This window comes from Caballeronia udeis (assembly GCF_044909315.1).
Lineage (GTDB): Bacteria > Pseudomonadota > Gammaproteobacteria > Burkholderiales > Burkholderiaceae > Caballeronia > Caballeronia udeis_A.
Genome location: NZ_JBIYEB010000026.1, coordinates 76,820 through 94,611, shown reverse-complemented (window position 1 = coordinate 94,611; position 17,792 = coordinate 76,820). Strand labels below are relative to the sequence as shown.

Annotated in this window: 14 protein-coding genes; 4 read left to right on the top strand and 10 right to left on the bottom strand. The window is 59.3% G+C overall.

Annotation, left to right across the window (positions count from 1 at the left end; genetic code table 11):
- Positions 1 to 117: 117 nt before the first annotated feature.
- From ABH944_RS32745 to ABH944_RS32705, 9 genes are read right to left on the bottom strand one after another with little or no spacing between them, the layout of a single operon-like run.
- On the bottom strand, positions 118 to 1,077 hold the full coding sequence (locus ABH944_RS32745; RefSeq protein ID WP_404611412.1) for a type II secretion system F family protein: 960 nt from the start codon (positions 1,075 to 1,077) through the stop codon (positions 118 to 120).
- A complete protein-coding gene (locus ABH944_RS32740) occupies positions 1,074 to 2,051 on the bottom strand; it encodes a type II secretion system F family protein (RefSeq protein WP_404611410.1) in 978 nt (325 codons plus the stop codon). The genes ABH944_RS32745 and ABH944_RS32740 overlap by 4 nt, the downstream gene beginning before the upstream one ends.
- Positions 2,048 to 3,457: a TadA family conjugal transfer-associated ATPase gene (locus ABH944_RS32735; RefSeq protein ID WP_404611408.1), complete on the bottom strand. Its 1,410-nt coding sequence runs from the start codon at positions 3,455 to 3,457 to the stop codon at positions 2,048 to 2,050. Before ABH944_RS32735 ends, ABH944_RS32740 begins: the two co-directional genes overlap by 4 nt.
- Complete coding sequence (locus ABH944_RS32730; RefSeq protein WP_404611406.1) at positions 3,457 to 4,674, bottom strand: CpaE/TadZ family protein; 1,218 nt, start codon at positions 4,672 to 4,674, stop codon at positions 3,457 to 3,459. The genes ABH944_RS32735 and ABH944_RS32730 overlap by 1 nt, the downstream gene beginning before the upstream one ends.
- 25 nt (positions 4,675 to 4,699) lie before the next feature.
- Positions 4,700 to 5,074 carry a CpaD family pilus assembly lipoprotein gene (locus ABH944_RS32725; RefSeq protein WP_404611404.1) on the bottom strand — a complete coding sequence of 125 codons (375 nt, stop codon included), beginning with the start codon at positions 5,072 to 5,074 and terminating at the stop codon, positions 4,700 to 4,702.
- A 12-nt stretch (positions 5,075 to 5,086) separates the two neighbouring features.
- Complete coding sequence (locus ABH944_RS32720) at positions 5,087 to 6,535, bottom strand: type II and III secretion system protein family protein (protein WP_404611402.1); 1,449 nt, start codon at positions 6,533 to 6,535, stop codon at positions 5,087 to 5,089.
- Between the two features lie 43 nt (positions 6,536 to 6,578).
- On the bottom strand, positions 6,579 to 7,529 hold the full coding sequence (gene cpaB / locus ABH944_RS32715; RefSeq protein ID WP_404611401.1) for a Flp pilus assembly protein CpaB: 951 nt from the start codon (positions 7,527 to 7,529) through the stop codon (positions 6,579 to 6,581).
- A gap of 12 nt (positions 7,530 to 7,541) precedes the next feature.
- The gene (locus tag ABH944_RS32710) at positions 7,542 to 8,108 is read right to left on the bottom strand and encodes an A24 family peptidase (RefSeq protein WP_404611400.1); all 567 of its coding nucleotides are present in this window, start codon (positions 8,106 to 8,108) and stop codon (positions 7,542 to 7,544) included.
- A gap of 23 nt (positions 8,109 to 8,131) precedes the next feature.
- Positions 8,132 to 8,314 (bottom strand): Flp family type IVb pilin, encoded by a 183-nt coding sequence (locus ABH944_RS32705; RefSeq protein ID WP_404611399.1) that lies wholly within the window; start codon positions 8,312 to 8,314, stop codon positions 8,132 to 8,134.
- Positions 8,315 to 10,174: 1,860 nt separating this feature from the next.
- Between ABH944_RS32705 and ABH944_RS32700 the strand changes: the two genes are divergently transcribed.
- From ABH944_RS32700 to ABH944_RS32685, 4 genes are all read left to right on the top strand, one after another.
- The gene (locus ABH944_RS32700) at positions 10,175 to 13,477 is read left to right on the top strand and encodes a bifunctional diguanylate cyclase/phosphodiesterase (protein ID WP_404611398.1); all 3,303 of its coding nucleotides are present in this window, start codon (positions 10,175 to 10,177) and stop codon (positions 13,475 to 13,477) included.
- 274 nt (positions 13,478 to 13,751) lie between these two features.
- Entirely contained in the window at positions 13,752 to 15,188 is a 1,437-nt protein-coding gene (locus ABH944_RS32695) for an ISNCY family transposase (protein WP_404611397.1), read from the top strand.
- Positions 15,189 to 15,818: 630 nt separating this feature from the next.
- Complete coding sequence (locus ABH944_RS32690) at positions 15,819 to 16,562, top strand: type IV toxin-antitoxin system AbiEi family antitoxin domain-containing protein (protein WP_404611396.1); 744 nt, start codon at positions 15,819 to 15,821, stop codon at positions 16,560 to 16,562.
- A gap of 34 nt (positions 16,563 to 16,596) precedes the next feature.
- Positions 16,597 to 17,535, top strand: a complete 939-nt coding sequence (locus ABH944_RS32685; RefSeq protein WP_404611395.1) for a nucleotidyl transferase AbiEii/AbiGii toxin family protein — start codon at positions 16,597 to 16,599, stop codon at positions 17,533 to 17,535.
- Between the two features lie 44 nt (positions 17,536 to 17,579).
- Here ABH944_RS32685 and ABH944_RS32680 read toward each other — a convergent pair whose 3' ends face one another.
- A complete protein-coding gene (locus ABH944_RS32680) occupies positions 17,580 to 17,774 on the bottom strand; it encodes a hypothetical protein (RefSeq protein ID WP_404611394.1) in 195 nt (64 codons plus the stop codon).
- Positions 17,775 to 17,792 lie beyond the last annotated feature (18 nt).

The following is a 17,792-nucleotide window of genomic DNA, read 5'->3' as shown; positions in this document are numbered from 1 at the left end:
TCATCGCTATCAAAAAGACAGCGCCGAGGGCTAGCAAGCACGCATGTCGCTCAGCCCGGTGCAAAGGGTTTCGGTGCACCCGGACTGCCATGAGATGAATCTGCAGGAAAGCTGTTTTCATTGTTTGGCGACAAACTCCAAGAGTTGAATAACGGCGGGGCCGGCTGCAATGACAACGACGGCCGGCAGGATGAACAGCATCATCGGCACCACCATTTTCGGCGCGAGCTTGGCGGCTTTCTCTTCAAGCGAAGTGATATGGGCCAATCGCTCGGTGCGGGACAACGTTCGCAGCGCCTGGGTGATGGGCGTGCCATAACGCATTGACTGCGTCAGCGTCGAAATCAGGGCACGGATGGACGGCAAGTCAATTCGCTCGGCCAGGCCAAGGAGCGCGCGCGTGCTGTCGCCGGACAATTTAAGCTCGTCGGCGGTCAGCGAGAACTCATCAGACAGTGGCACGGAAATGGAAACAAGTTCATCGGCGACCCGGCGAATGCTCACCGCCAGACTGTTTCCCGCGTTGGTGCAGATGACAAGCAAGTCGAGCGCGTCGGGCAGACAGGACGCCATGGCGTTACGGCGTCGCGCAGCGAAGAAAGCGAGCACATATTCCGGCACGATCATCCCAACGACGAAGACGAACAACATCAACGTTCCGCGAACGGCCGGATAGCCTCCGACGACCGGAATGTGTGTTCCCAACATGACTGTCGTCGCCGCACACACGAGGCCCGCGATGAACTTGACAGCGAGGAGGACGGAGACCGCACGTTTGCCACGGTAACCGCCACGTACCATTTTTCTCTTCAGCGTCTCGCGATACTTCGCGTCGAACAGCGGCAGTTTGTCCCCCAGCGTCGCCAGGCGTCGCAACAGGTGCGTGCGCAGCCTGGTGTCGTCGCCGTCGCCGATCGACGTGCTGTCGGTGCGCTGGCTGAGTGCTGCCTGGCGTGCTCGTTCGGCGATCCTGCCGCGTCGGCCTCCACGCTTCATTGCCCACCATAACGTCAGCACCCCGAACAATGCCGAGAGCATCAGGAGATTGACTAATGTCTGGAAACTGGCCGGGTTCATCGCGAGGTATCGAGTTTGGACATCTTGTTGATCACCAGAATGCCGAGCACCACCGAGATAGACGCAAACGTCAGGAGCTTCTGCCCGGCGGGTTTGTCGAACAGCACCATGACGTAAGCGCGATTGAGACCGTACAGGGACAGCATGATGATGATTGGAATGGCGGCCAAAATCTTGGTCGTGATCCGCGCTTCTCCGGTTAGCGCTTTCGTTTTCAGGCGGATCTCGCGGCGTGTTCGAACAATACCGGCCAGATTCTCAAGTGTTTCCCCGAGTTGGCCGCCGGTTTCCCGTTGCAACAGCAGGCACACGCAAAAGAAAGAAAAGTCGGCAACTTCGATTCGCCGCATTGCCACGGACAATACCTCGTCCAGGTCGATTCCAAGCTGCAATGCGTCGCCCATCAACCTGAATTCGTGGCGAAGCGGCTCGGGACATTCGTCTGCGGCGGCGCCTATGACGTGCGTGACAGGTACGCCCGCGCGCACCGCGCGGACAATCATGTCGATAAGGTCCGGGAAGCCATCGAGAAAACGGCGCTGAAAGCGGGCGACGAGAACACGATAAACCTGCATCAGAGCGAGCAGCGGCAGACCGAGCAGCAGAAGTGGCGTGACGAAGGAGGGAAGGGGCATGAAAGACGTCATCGCCAGGGCCAGGAGCGCACCTGCAATGGCCGCACAGATCACAATGCGAAGGCCGTTCGCGCCTGCGACCGTCCTGAGCCGGGCAATCCGCGGGGCGACCCAGCGGCTGAGCGCGTTGCCGTGCCTGCTTACCTTGAAAAGGGTCGCGTCAAAGCTGACTGCCGTCGGCAAGGGCTGGCCGCCCTCAATCGAAAAGGACCTAAGCATGCGCGCCTTGATTCTTGCGTCAGGCTGCTTGTTGCGCATGTCCTGGACGGTAAGCGCCATGAGTCCGAGCAGCAGCACGCAAGCAAACGAGCACACAGTGACGAGGTCGATTGATGTCATGGCCGCATGGCCTCCAGCAGTGCCTGCTCAACGCCGTAATAGGCAGCGCGCTCGCAGAACGCCGGCCTGATGGGCGCCGTCTCGAAGACACCTTTGACTTCTTCGTTGTAGGCACTCGCGTCGTAACGAAACGTGAAGAGATCCTGGGTGATGATGACGTCGCCTTCCATGCCAACGAGCTCCGTGATGCGGGTCACCCGCCGTACGCCGTCGCGCATCCGTTCGATCTGCACGATCAAATGAACCGCGCTCGCAATTTGCCGGCGAATGGAGAGGAGCGGCAAATTGCCATTCGCCATCATGACCATGCTCTCAAGCCGGGTGATGCTGTCACGAGGGGTGTTGGCGTGAATCGTGGTCATCGAGCCGTCATGGCCGGTGTTCATCGCCTGCAGCACGTCGAACGCTTCCGGACCCCGGGTTTCACCGAGGATGATCCGATCCGGCCGCATCCGCAGTGCGTTTCGGACCAGATCGCGCTGGGCCACGCCGCCGAGTCCCTCCGCATTTTCGGGGCGCGTTTCCAGGCTTACAACATGCGGTTGCTGAAGTTGCAGTTCGGCAGCATCTTCAATAGTAATGATGCGTTCGCCATGTCCGATGAAGTGCGACAGCGCATTCAGCAACGTGGTCTTGCCCGAGCCGGTGCCACCCGACACGATAACGTTGAGACGGCAGGTACTGGCGAGCTTGAGAACGTTGTGCATCTGCTCCGACATGTTGCCCTGCTGCGCCATCCGGTGCAGCGTGATGTTGCGCTTCGAGAACTTGCGGATCGCGATACACGCACCATGAATAGCGAGCGGAGGCAGGACGACGTTGACCCGGCTGCCATCGGCCAGGCGCGCATCCACCATCGGGCTGCTTTCGTCCACCCGGCGACCGACGCCCGCCGCAATACGCTGCGCCACGTTGACGACGTGCGCGTTGTCGCGGAACTTGTACGGTGTCAGCTCCAGCCGGCCGTTGCGTTCTACATAAACCTGGTCCGGTCCGTTGACGAGAATGTCGGTCACGCTGTCGTCGGCAAGAAGGGGTTCGATCGGGCCCACGCCGAACATGTCGTTGAGCAGTTCGCTGACGATCTGGTTCTGTTCCGAGATCGTGACATTCAACCGTTCGCGCCCAGCGATCTCAAGGACCAGTTGGTCTACCCCGGCCTTCATCTGATCACGCGTCTTCCCGACCGCGGCCGACGCATTCATTGAGCTGAATACGCCATTCCGGATAACCTTGAACAGGTCTGAGCGGACCAATGCCTCGTTACCCTCCGATAACGCCGGCCGCCCCGGCGACGCCGTGACCGCGACGTTTGCCCCGACGGGCATCGAAGCAGCTGGCGTGGCGAGTGGATCGACACGCGGCGCGACGAGGCTGGGTTGAGGCGTCTGTTTTTGCCCGAACATCAGCGTTTCCTTATTCCAAGCTTCTGGAGAAAAGTCTGCTCGGCGGCGACATGCTGCCCGGTGAGATCGCTGCCAATGCGCTTGATGGTCTGATTGAAGCCATTGGCCGCTTTTTCGTCGATAGCTTCGCCGAGGTTCTCGGCGATTGATACGGCCTTTGCTTCGAACGGCACTTCGTACAGCACGGCGCGTCCGACGGCCGCTGTGAAATCGACGGTCTGCACTTTGCCCGCGGTCGCGAAATTGGGGTTGTTAAGCAGCAGCGAAGCCGCAGGATTGTTGTCGCGATCCTCTATATAGCGCAGGAGACGGAGCGTCTCCCGTGTGGAATATACGGACCGGTCAGCGACAACATAGGCACGCGAAGCCTGGTCGAACGCTTCGCCTGCCAGTGGATCGGTCCGATTTCCGACGTCGAGCATCACGTAATGAAAGCTCTCGCAGAGCAGCTCGAGAACCCGCCCAAGTGCACCCGCCTTGAACGGTCTCGGGGCGTTGTAGTCAAGCTCGGCGGACAGTACAAAAAGTCGGCTTCCCTTCGCAACGAGGGTGCGCTCCACATACTGCGGATCCAGCCGGTGCACGTTCTGCAACGCGTCCGCCAAGCCGTTATTGCTTTGAATGCCAAGCATGCTGTTTGCAGCTCCGCCGTACACATTGAGGTCGACATAAGCGACCCGGCGATGCGTATCTTCGGCCAGATGCCGTGCGAGATTCAGGCCGATTGTCGTCACGCCCACGCCGCCTCGCGATCCGACGAACGCGATCATCTTGCCCGCGCGCGTCAGCACCACAGGATTGATCTTTCCTTCGGTCGTACTGACGGTCCGTTTGAGCAACTCGACGGTCAGCGGTTTGACGAGATAGTCACGCACACCAAGCTTGAGCAAGCTGCGAAAGAGCCCGACGTCGTTGCGCTCACCGAGCGCCACGACCTGGACCGATGGTTCGCACACTTCGGCGAGGCGGCCCAGATCTGAAAGTGGCATCACGGAGTCGTGCAGGTCGATCAGCAAGAACAACGGCGAGCGTTCTATCTTCAAGAGGTAGGCAATCGCGTCGTCTACGCCGCCGATCGCTACGTGTGCATGTGGCATCGCCTGTTCCAGCACAAAGCTTTTGAGGACTTGTTCCGTCTTGCGATCGGCAACGAACGCAATGAAGTCCACGACTCGAATGGCCGTCTTGCCTTTCTGGAAACTGAAATCTGTGCTCATGGTGGTCTTCGGTGAGTTTCGCGCGTCAGTGGGACTCACGCGACGTCGTCTTGTCGAGTGGTGTCACGTGTTCGGTCTGGTAACGGTGCACCGCGCTTGCCGCCACGGCGGCATCCGCCGGTCCGAGTGATTGCGGCTTGACGATGTCCTGCGGATAGGCCAGTTGTGCCGCGAGGTTCGTGTAGGTAGCGCAGCCCCATTGCATTTGAGGACGCCTCCAGCCGGCATCGGTCAGCACCGATGGACGAGCCAGCCCGGCGCAATCGGGCGGTAGGGCCGAGTGCCCGTCAAACTGGATGGTCGACGCGTCGGGCATCGTTCTCGGTGGCTTGAAGCATCCACTGACGCTGGCGGTAACGGCGCAAACCAGCATGAGCGCGATAAGGCGAGAGGCAATCATGGCTAATCCGGCTCAGTAGACGTATCCGGCCGCGCCTACAAGGCGCGGTTGCCCGGATGGGGTGGGGGCAGCGCCGGCCTCGTGTCTGAAGCTGTACTCGACGTCACTGCTCGGTGACATGAGTGACTCGAGCGGCGTACGAAGTTTTGCCGGTTCGGTCGGTTCGACGAGATAAGGCGTCACGATGATGACAAGTTCGGTCTTGTTGTTCTGGTAGTTGGTCGACGAAAACAGCTTGCCTAAAATGGGAATAGATCCCAGGCCCGGTACCTGCGAAATGATGTCGGTTGTGTTGGTCTGCAGCAGACCGCCAATCGCGAAACTTTGCCCGCTTGCCAGTTCCACCGTGGTGTCGGCACGACGTACGCTTAACCCCGGCACCGTGATGCCGTTGGTGGTGACGCTCGCCGTCGTGTCGATCTGGCTGACTTCCGGGCGGACCTTCAGACTGATGCGGTGCTCGTTGATCACGGTCGGCGTGAAATCGAGTTTTACGCCGAACTGCTTGTAGTCGACGACGATCGCGCCGTTGGTCTGCGCTACGGGGATGGGAAACTCGCCACCCGCGAGGAAGCTGGCAGTCTGTCCCGACAATGCCACGAGATTGGGCTCGGCGAGAATCGTCAGCAGACCTTCCTGGTTCAACGCGTCGACGAGTACCTGGATGTTGTTGTTTCCGGTCTTGAACTGGCCAAAGATCGAATAGGCGTTGTTGGTCGGCAAATTGAACGGGGTACCCGGCAGGAGGGGGTTAGAGATTTGACGGCCGCTAAAAATACCGCCGGCGAAATTTCCCGCGACCGATCCAAGCGCCTGCCAATTGATCCCCAACTGCTGCGTGACGTTCCGGTCCACCTCCGTGATACGAACGCGCAATTGCACTTGAAGCGGCCGATCGATCGTCATACGGTTGACGAGTATTTCCTTGTCAGCCAGATAGGGTGAAATAGTTTGGACCACGGCATCGGCGTCGGCCGCTGACGTGGCCTGGCCTGAAACCAATAACGAACCTGGGGAGGCGGTCAGTTGTAGTTGCATGTTAGGAAAGCGTGCCGCGACCGCGCTGCGCAGCGCATCCATGTCGCGGCTAACGACCACCGTACGTTGGAGCAGCGTCTTGTTGTTCAATCCAAGCGCATACAGTGTCGTCGTTCCCGCCTTCTTGCCCAGCACAAAGACTGTTTTCGGTGACGGCACGTGAACGTCCGCGATCGTCGGATCGGCGATGAACACAGCGGTAGCGTTCTCGTCCAGGCGCACGAGGGTGCCCTTGCCGGCGTCCACTGCCAATACTCCCTGCGAACTGCCGGATATGCCGGGAAGGGTGCCATTGGGTGCAAGCGGCTGTGCCGCGTGAGCGGGTACGGCCTGCGCTAGCGTGGCGAGAACCGCGGCCCCGGCCATCAAGGCGCAAGGCGTGGCCTTCGTGCCGATGTAACCCGGACTGAACTGCGTTTTCATGACATTCCATCCTGGCGGGTTAGCACTGGACCTTCTCTGCGAGTCAGCGTGGCGCGGGCAGAGGTGGCAGCGGCGGTAAGTTGTTTCCAGCGGCACCGCTTAGCTGCGCGACATTGGATGTCGCGTCACTTTTTTCGGAACCTCTGTATATGGTCACGGTGGGCGGAGGGGCCGGTTCGAGCCTGCTGAGCGTGGCTTGAGGTCCACGTGGCCGTGGCAGGTCGCGCACGGCGCGTGAAATGTCGCCGGCCCACACGGGTGCCGGTTGCGAGGCGGCCGGTACGGGTGCAGCGGGGTCGCGGGTGCCAGTCGCGAAGCTGCGCAATGCGAGGGACAGACTGCCAAGGCGCGCTGCGACGGAAACGACTTCGCCCATACGGGGCGTGACTTCCAGCGTAACCGTGCGGGCCCGGTTGTTGGCGTCGGGAGCGTCGCCGCTTTTTGGCCGCTGTATTTCCGAGCCGACCGCAAGCACGCGAACATGCTCGACAACGGTTTCGCTCGATACGGCAAGATCCGGCGAATCGGTGCGGCGGTCCATCTGTTGCGTCAACAACAAGTCCACGTAATCGCCTGGCTGGATCAGTCCGGCGTTACCAGAGACGTCGTCAACGGCGACCGACACCGCGCGCATTTCGGGCTTGAGCGTGGCCGCAAGAAAACCGGGGGCGCCCGGCAGGATGACGTCGTCCACGACAAGCACTGCGCCGCTTGTCATCGGGTGACGTAAAAGCGCGCCCTTGAGTTCCACCGCGCCAGGTGCCCCGTAGACCACGGCATTCGGGGGAATGTCAGCGACGGGCACTTGTTTCCAGGCAATGTCTTCGTCGCGCAGAAGCAGGCCCTGCGGAAGGTCTGCGGCACTGACGCGGACCTTCTCGGCGCTAAGCTGTTGCGTCGAAGGACGTGATGCACTCGCTAGCACCACGCGCACGATCAGCGCGATCAGGATGGCGCCAACAAAAAGCAAACCGAATTTGATGATGTTGGACATGGGAACTCGGCCTTATCGCGTGAAAAACAAAGGCAGTACGGAAGGCAGCGCGATGATCAGGCCGCCTCCGAGAGCGAGAGCAACACCGTAGGGCACTCCTCGCGCTCCCGAGAACATGGCGAGGGCCTGCATGGGCCGCGAGCGCTGCTCCGGATTCATGCGTTGCGTGGCCAGACTGATGAGTGCAACGCCTAGCCCGATTACCGATATAAGGGTCAAGGCTGGCAAGGAAAGACTTAAACCAACCCAAAGGAAAACAACCGAGGCCAGTTTTGCATCGCCTCCGCCAAGCATTTTTGCAACAAACAAAGCGGCGCAAATCAGGAAAACAACGAGCGCCAGTAGCAGATGGACAAGCACATCGTCGATCGGCATGCGAGTAACGAGAGCATCAACAAAGAACAGTGCACCGATCGCCATGACCACCTTGGTCGGAAGACGCCGACAACGCACGTCGACCGCGGCGAGCCACAGCAACGCACAAAGTACGGTAAGACGGATTGCGATGGAGAGTAGCGACACGGTCAGCCGGTTCAGGAAAATTCTAGAGATTGGGAAAAGGCTCGAGCACACTGACATGCCGAACCTCCCGGACTCGTTAATTACGAGGCGTTTTGGGCGGTAGTTACCCTCGAGAACAAGTTGGTGAACATCAAGCCGACGTTGGTACTGAAAGTAGCGGCCATGGCGCCCAGCGCGACGACGACGATGCCGGCCAAAACCGCATATTCCATGGCGCTGACGCCACGTTCGTCGCGAACAAAGAGTTTCAGAAATTTGCGCATTTTCTTTGATTCCTAAAAACAAGGGAGGGATGGCCAATCTGGCCGGGCACTACGGATAGTACGGATAGTACGGAGTATTAAAAAATGTGATCAAGCGGAGTGGATGGTGAATAGGGCGCTATTCGGGGGTTAGGCGGGAAACGAGAATTAGCAATAGGGAAAACCCTTCTTAAATATTTTGTACTTCAAATTTTAAGGATTTCGAATTTACGATCGTAAACCCGATGACCATTGACGCTGGGACCGAAGGAACTATTGACATGATGTGGCGCGCGAGGCCGGGCTCTGTTATTCCACACCCGTTGCTTAACGAACTGGAGCTTGGAAGGGGCAACTGCTATAACGGCTGAAATTCAGCAAGCTTGAGGTGCAACGGAGGCTCGCAAAGGGTCCAGCGGCATTCATAGCTTCGTGCTCTCCGCAAGATTTTGGACATCAGACCACGGATCCTGATTTAAAAATCTCTTGCCAGGGCAACGAGACCGTTTGGCGACGTACGGCGGCCACGGTCCTGACGCCGATGCAACAGCAATCGAGGCGCTCCGTTAAGTATTTACGCGCACCAGATGTGCTTGCGATCGGAGGCGTTACTAGCCGCGTATGCGGGGTAGCGTTCGAATGTTGACCTGCAAATGCTCGCAGATTCTCCCACGCTGACAGGAGCGGGAAAGACAAACTGTAAAAAGGGCCGGCCACAGAAGCTGACGGCAAAAGGCCCTGGCGACCAAGAGTGCTCGCCAGATACTGAGAGAGGGTGATGTATTCGCATCGCGGAGCGCGTGATTGGGTCAACCGCATCTAAGCATGGATGGAGACGATCGCTAACGAGCGGATTCCAATCCGGCTTTCACAATGCACCATTTCTTGGACAGAAATTGAAAAATAGCGAAATGACGTGAAATAAATCTTAAACGTTGTTGTACGGTAACGCTCGATCTGCACTATCTAGTCTTACAGTGTCGTAGATGAGGAGATCGATCACTTGCGTGTCTGATGCTTGGCTTTTTTCTAAGTCGTTATCCAAACAGTATTCGCAGTATCGTGACCAACTGCGCGACGTGGTATTGCGTGTGCTCGACTGCCGCTGGGAACGTAATCCCAGGGAATGGCCGGCAGCGAGGGCTAACGCGGTTTATTTGCCGTCGCCGCGAGAGTCTGCGCCCATGCGTTGCACCATAAAACCCCCGGTATCGGGCTTCATTCGCCAACGCGTCTTTGCCACGATGCACGAATTAATACTTTGCAATGCAGATTGTTTTCCGGAAGACGCGTAGGGTATTTCCCCTACATATCGCCGTTACAAATTTTCCTGACAAGCTTGGATTTTTTGCCGGGCTATTAAACTTTTCCCTGCAAACGTCGTTATTAGATTGAGGGTCCCCATCGGGCTCAGCGCGATTGGCGCTTTGAACAATGTACTTTGCCCGTGAGGCGGTGATCATTGAGTTTGTCGTCGTGTCCTCAGCAACATGCTTTCAATGTTGAAAGAAATTCGCACAGCTTTTTGTGGACACCACAACACCGTAGCCTCGGTCCCACAAGACGATGCGCGGGGCCACGGCGAGCTCTAAAAGACAAACGAGGACCATTGGTTCGCCGGTTGAACGAGTACGGGCCGAAACTGCTCTTCAAGAAATGCGGCAAGCTTCCGCGTGAAGTGCGGAACCCCGCCACAGTGAGGAGAGCGCTCGTCTCCATGCTCGATTCAGTCGGCTATATCAATGAAGTTGAGGCGGCTGCAAGCGTCAAGGTGATGCGGAGTTCACCAGCCGGGCGTCTTCGTCGATAACTTCCGACGGTCCGCGCGCTAGTGACTTGAACAGGAAGGAATAGCGGCCATGCAGAACCGGAGCAGGCATCATGCGTCTCGTTACACGAAACCTGGATAGCACGGGCAGTCGCATCGAATTGACAGGTCAGGGTGTAATGACCGCTCAGGTCATCCGTCTGCGTCGGTTGGGTGCGAAAGTGCGTCCTGCACTTCGGCGTTTGCTCGAAGCCTACGTGCTGTTCCCGCTATTTGCGGCAATGCTGCTCGTGCTCGCGTGGACGGCCGTCATTCATCTGGTCACTGTGGAACACGCCGTTGCCCGGGGTGCCGCGGTGGAATTGAGCCGCGAACTCGCCGATACCTACGAAGTGCAGATGGTGCGTGATCTCGTCGCCATAGACCAGGCGCTCAAGACGGTCAAGTACGTGTACGAGACGAGGGGCAGTGTGCGGTTGTCGGAGTTGCAGGAGCAGGGCTTGTTGCCCTTCGCGATCGTGTTCAAGGTAGCGATCGCCGGCAGCGACGGCCGTCTTCGCGACGCGACACGGGTGCAGGCGCCCACGACCGTAGTAGACCAGCCCTATTTCACCGTGCAGCGCGATCGCGCCAACGACAGTCCGGTGCCGTTCGTAAGCGGGGTCACTCGCAACGCCACGACCGGCGTCCCGGAAATTATCTTCAGCCGGCGACTGAAGAACGCAGCCGGAGGATTTGCCGGGATCGTCATGCTCTCTGTGAACCCCGGCTATTTCACGAGCAGCTACGACCACTCGCGCATGGGTAACGAAGGCGTATTGGCGCTGCTCGGCACGGATGGCGTGATGCGTGCCGAGCGAGTGGGCGACCGGTCCTCGTGGGGCGCGGTCCTCTCGGGGACGGCCATGCAAGCCGCCGAAGCATCGTCCGACCTGCCCGCCGTGCAGCCGTGGGATCATGGCGTGCGCCGCTATACGAACCTGCGCCAGTTGCAGGGCTTCCCGCTCATCGCGATAGTCGGTCTTGGTCAGGAGGAACAACTCACGCAATTCCGAAGTCACCGGCGTGCTTACCTGCTATGGGCAAGCTGCGGCAGTGCGGTGCTGGTCTTGTTGGCAGCTGCACTTAGCCGCTCGAGCTGGCAGCTCGCGGTAAGCCGGCGGCGAGCACGGCGGGCACAGCAGACCTACTACGCCGCATCAGAAGCGAGTCTCGACGCCTTTTTTGTCCTTCGCAGTCAACTTGACCCGAACGGCAAGATTATCGGTTTCATGGTGCAAGACACCAACCGGCGTGGTGCAGACCTGTCCGGACTACCGCGCGACGGCTTGATCGGCCAGTCACTCGGCGTGGCGTTTCCTCGATCCCATAACGACGGCATGCTTGATGAGTTTGCGAGCGTCGCGAGGACGGGCGTGATTGAGGAGCGGGAGTGGGTCCACGAGCGGCGCGATGCATCGTCGGCATGGCTGCACCGGCAGGTCGTGCGCGTGGAAGGCGGCGTGGTAGTGATGATGCGCGACATCAGTTCCCGAAAACACGCCGAAGTCCGGCGCGAGGAGCAGAATCGGGTGCTGGAAATGATCGCCACCAGCACACCGTTGGCAGACGTGCTGTCTTCCATGATCCGGCTCCTCGAGTCACAGATCACAGGGGTGGTGTGCACCGCCTTGCTGTGTGATGAAGACGGCCGGCACTTGAAGTTGGGCGCTGCGCCCAGCTTGCCAGAACGCTATGGCAAGCAGATGCGCGGTTCGCTGATTGGTCCGGATGCGGGGCCGAGCGGTCGCGCGGTCCATTGGCGCCAGCCGGTGTACGTACTGGATGTGACGCAGGATGCGCATCTGGGTGTTCAGATGGAAAGCTGCGGCATGCATGGCTACGGCGCATGCTGGGCGCAACCCATTCTGTCGCATGACGGCAGCGCGCTGGGTGTACTTACGTTGTTCGTACGGCATCCTCATGAACCGACATCGGATGAGGGGCAGGCCATCGCAATGGCGACGCGCATTTCCGGCATCGCGATCGAGCGTAGCCAGGCGGAGCAACGTATCCGGCACATGGCGAATCACGACGCGCTAACCGGCCTGCCCAATCGTACCTTGCTCTCCGATCGTCTGAATCAGGTCTTGCTGCACGCGCAACGCTATCAGCGCGGCGTGACTGTGGTCTTTATCGATCTCGACAATTTCAAGCTGATCAACGACAGCCTCGGTCATCGCGCCGGCGACAACCTGTTGAAGATCGTGGCCGAGCGCATGGCGCGGTGCGTACGGCGCACCGATACCGTGGTGCGGCTCGGCGGTGACGAGTTTGTGGTCGTTCTGTTTGACCAGGTACAGGACGGAGGAAGTTTTACGGAGATCATCGAAAAGATTCGCGATACGATTCGCGCGCCGGTCGAGTTGAACGACCAGATTTTTCAGATGACGTGCAGCATGGGGCTCGCGAGCTATCCGAACGACGGTGTTGACGCGGAAACGCTGCTCATGAACGCTGATGCTGCGATGTATCGCGCAAAGGAAATGGGCCGCAACAACTATCAGTTGTACACGTCCGAGATGAACATCAGGGTGCACGCGAAACTGCGGCTTCAGGAACAGTTGCGGCACGCGCTCGCGAACGAGGAGTTTCGGTTGGTGTATCAGCCGCAGGTCGATTTGCAAACCGAGAAGATCTTTGGCGTGGAAGCGCTGTTACGCTGGGATCATCCGACAGAAGGGCTGGTCTCGCCAAGCACGTTCATTCCGCTCGCGGAGGAAACAGGACTGATTGTGCCGATCGGCGACTGGGTGCTGCATACGGCCTGCCACCAGAACAAGGCCTGGCAGGACGCGGGGATGCCGCCCATGACCATTTCTGTCAACGTCTCGGCGCGGCAGTTCTTGCAGAAGGAATGGGTGGGACGGGTGGCGCATGCGCTGGCCGTGAGCGGGCTCGATGCACAGTATCTCGAGCTCGAACTCACGGAGAGTCTCATCATGCAGGATCTCGATGGCGCCATTGCTGTCATGACGCTGCTGCAGGCCATGGGCGTGCGCCTGTCTATCGATGACTTCGGCACCGGCTATTCCAGCTTAAGCGCGTTGAAACACTTTCCGATCGTGCGCCTGAAAATAGATCAGTCGTTTGTGCGCGAACTACCTGACGGCGAGGATAACCGCGCCATCGCGCGTGCCGTCATCTCGCTCGGGCGGCAATTGAATCTCAAGGTCATTGCAGAAGGAGTCGAAACGGAGAAGCAACTTAATTTCCTGCGCGACAACGACTGTCACGAAATCCAGGGCTATCACTACAGCAAGCCGGTTACACCGCGCGAGTTGGAGCAATTGCTGAGCGCACCTTTCGCTTGGCCCTCGGATGAGGTCGCCGAATATGCGTCTCTCCAGCCGTCAAAGCGACCTGCAAGGACGTGAAGCCCTGATGAGAGGTCTTGAGAGGCAGGTCAATGCCAGCGCCAACGTACCGGCTCTTTCTCGAAGCTTGTCAACGTACACGCATCCAGCCACTAGATGCTTATCACGAAGCACTGAAAAGTTACGGACGTGGATTTGAAATTTTACATAAGATAAATTATCAACAGTTTTGATGTGGGAGCTTTTTAGTAATGTCCGATTTGAGCTAATTAGAAATGTCCGATTTCCGCCCTGAGGTGCACGCTGTCGCGATGCGTCGACCCAGGGGGCAATCATGAATGGGCGTGACCTGATCACGGCAACCATGCGCGAACTGGAACGAGTCAAGGTCATCGAGGCGGTCATTGAAGGCCGCCTGCGCTGCTTTCAGGCAGCCGAGCGGCTGGATCTCTGTGAGCGGCAGATCAGCCGGCTGTGCCGGCGTTATGAGGCCGATGGTCCAGCCGGGCTGGTGTCGGGCAAGCGTGGCAAGCCGAGCAACCGTGAGTTGCCCATCGATCTGCGTGCACAGGCCATGGCACTCGTGCGTGAGCGCTACGCCGACTTCGGACCGACACTCGCGTGCGAGAAGCTGGCCGAATGTCATGGCATCCGGCTGGCAAGGGAGACCGTGCGACGCTGGATGCGCGATGCCGGGCTGTGGGTGCCGCGCCGGCAGCGAACACCGAAGATCCACCAGCCGCGGGCCCGGCGCGCGTGCCTCGGCGAACTGGTGCAGATCGACGGCAGTGACCACCCGTGGTTCGAGGACCGGGCGCCGGCGTGCACGCTGCTGGTGTATGTGGACGACGCCACCAGCCAGATCATGGCGCTGCACTTCACGGCCACGGAGTCGACCTTCGGTTACTTTGAGGCGACGCGGGCGTACCTCGAACGCTATGGCAAACCGGTGGCGTTCTACAGCGACCGGGCCAGCGTATTCCGGCCAACGTACAGCCGCAACGGCGCGCGGGGCGTCACGCAGTTTGGCCGCGCAATGTACGAGCTGAACATCGACACGTTCTGCGCGAACTCGAGCCCCGCCAAGGGCCGCGTGGAACGCGCGCACCTGACGCTGCAGGACCGGCTCGTCAAGGAGTTACGGCTGCGCGGCATCCAGACCATGGAAGCGGCGAATGCATACGCGGCCGCCTTCAAGGCCGCGTACAACGCGCGTTTTGCGAAGCCGCCGAGGAGCACGTTCGACGCGCACCGACCGCTGCGCGATGACGAGGATCTCGACGCGATCCTGACGTGGCGGGTACAGCGCAAGGTGTCGGACTCGCTGACCGTGCTGAATGACCTCACGATCTACCTGCTGGAAGAAACCGAGGCCAGCCGGAAACTGATCGGCCACTACATCGACGTGTGGGAGTATCCGGACGGTCGCATCGAACTGCGTGCCGACGGCGTCGCGCTGCCCTATCTGCCATACGACAAGCTCGCGGAAATCGACCAGGGGGCCGTGGTTGAGCACAAGCGGCTGGGGCATGCACTGCAGGTCGCGCAGGCGATGCAGGCACAACGCGATAACCGTCGTGTATCGGGCTCTCCGTCACGCACGAATCGCGGCGCGGCGGTACGCAAGCCGGCAGCCCTGCCCGGCACGAAGAAGCCCCGCGCATTCACGCAGGCCGATCTGAATGAAACGATCCTGCAGCTCGCCACGCAACACACAAAACAGCTAAAACCAGCATCAAAACCAGGCCGTCGGTCTGCAAGGGCGCACTGAACGGACTGACACGTCCTGCCGGTTCATAAGCAGTCCTTCAACACTGCATGAGTTGAAACCCGTGAAAGACAGCCCCCACACCACCCCCTGAGATCAGACATTTCTAATTAGCTCAAATCGGACATTACTAAAAAGCTCCCACATTTCGGTCCATGCTGAATAACCTTATGTCAAATTAAAGGCAGAAACGGCGACCATCTTTGCCGCTCGACGTGGCTCAACAGGAACGTCGACCTCAAATAATTGTCTGAACACTTGCGTGTTTCAGCGCTTCGCTCACTGCGGCAGCATGCCCACAGCAAGACCGTGGGCATGCTGCCGCAGTGGTCGTTTTGCCAGTTGTTGATGTCACAGATTCCCGTCTGTCTTGCCGGCCGCGTGCGCTACTCGAAGGTCAAACGTCGATCCGCAGATGACAGCACGGTGAATGCATACATTATTCTCTCCAAATACAAGGAAATTAGTATTTCCGGAGAACAAATCATACTGCGTGAGCCTGAAAAATCCCCGTGCTTGGAACCGCGCTATTCATCGTCGCCTGTCGTCAGCGCACGGACATTGCATGATTTATTCTTTGTAACTTCAAATTAAAGGGGTGTATGCTATAAAAAATCATGCGTTATCGACGGAATGGCCACCAAGACACTTCAACGACTCATGGCAAGCGCGCCGCGCGGGCAACCGCTCACGCCGCGAATGCTTCGCGACTGCGGCGTGAGCGCTCAGCAGACCACCTATCTGGTCAACGCCGGATGGCTGCAACGCCTGTCCAAGGGCGCCTACCTGCTGGCTGGCGACACGCCCACCCGGGATGGGGTACTGGCCTATCTGGGCCACCGGATACCCGGCCTTCACGTCGGCGGCAAAACGGCCCTGGACTGGCAGGGGGTGCGTCACAACCTGAGCTTTCGCGAGCGCGTCGTGCTGTGGGCTGAACGCCCTTACGTCATGCCGGACTGGGTGGGCGAACATATGCCCTATACCCTGCAGACCACCCGCCTGTTCGACCAAAGCATGCCGGAAAACACTGCGCTGTCACCGCTGCCGAACCGCGATCCCTCCCTGCTCGTTTCCGAGCCCGAGCGCGCACTGCTTGAACTCGCCAGCGATGTCGGCAAACGACGTGCGAAGGGGCAGTCGCTCGAGGAGGCCATGAGCCTCGCGTCCTCGCTTCGCAATCTCCGGCCGACGGTCCTGGACACCCTCCTCTCGCACTGCACGCGCGTCAAGGTCGTCAAGCTGGTGCGCGATCTTGGTGAGGCGGGCGGATTTCCCTGGGGCCAGGACCTCCAGCGGCACGTCGACCGGCTCGGGCCCGGCCGACGCTGGACCAGTAGCCGCAAGGGCGGCCCCCGCCTCACCCTGAAGGCCTGATCTGCACGCCCCCTTAAAGCTCAACGTCCTCTCAATGAACGATCAATACCTCAATACGGTTCGCCTCATGCTGGCGATTGCGCCAGATGTTTTTGACACCCCCCACTTCGCGATGAAAGGGGGCACCGCCATCAACATGTTTGTTCAGGATCTGCCCCGTCTGTCCGTCGATATCGACGTGGTCATGTGTTCCCATGAGCCGGGCCGCGACGAGGCTCTTGCCATCATCCATGACGAACTCGCTCGCGCCCGGCAGGCCATCGAGCGACAGGGACATAGGGTTACCCTGGCCACCGCCAGTGGCAGAAACAAAGGCGACGACGTTAAATTGACGGTCTCGTCCGCTGAAGCCCAGGTCAAGGTTGAGGTGAACTACGTTTTTCGCGGCACATTAACGCCGACCGTAACGCGCAGTGTCGTGCCGCGCGCACAGGCCATGTTCCGCGTCGACTTCGAAGTGCCGACGCTTGCCGATGCTGAGCTTTACGGCAGCAAACTTGTTGCGGCACTGGACCGGCAGCATCCGCGCGATATTTTTGATGTGCAGCACATGTATGACACTTATGGTCTGCGCCAGGACGTCGTGACGGCTTTTGTCGGCTATCTGGCTGGGCATAACCGCCCCGTCCACGAGGTACTCTTTGCGAAGCCGCGATCGCTTGAGGACGAATACGAGGCCGGCTTTGTCGGCATGACCGTTGATCAGGTCGATCTGGCTGCACTTGAGGCCGTTCAGTCTCGGCTCCACCATGACCTTCCAAGGGCGTTGACCACGGAGCACCGCGAATTTCTCGCCTCGCTCGTGAGACTCGAGCCAGACTGGTCACTGATGCCGTACGACCATCTACGCGACCTACCGGCAATCCGCTGGAAGGTCGAGAATCTTGGCAAGCTTAGGACACGCGATGCGACGCGCTTTGCCCATCAGGATGCGTTACTGGAGCAAGGCTTCGCGGCGCTCGATGACAGCTAGAGGCCTGCCTATGGTAAGTAACGTGTGCTCGTAGATGTTGCGGCTCACTGCTTCACCCAGCCCATGCGGGCGTATGCGTCAGAGCACGTGTCGATTTCGTGCTGCGCGATAATCGGAAAGACGCCCGGTGTCGATGCGTTGCATTGAGCGACCTGGCCTGTTTTCGGATCTTTGAACACGGCCGGTGAGGCACATGCTGCCATTAGGATCGCCGAGATGATCACGAACATTCTTTTCATCGTTATCGGTCTCTATGC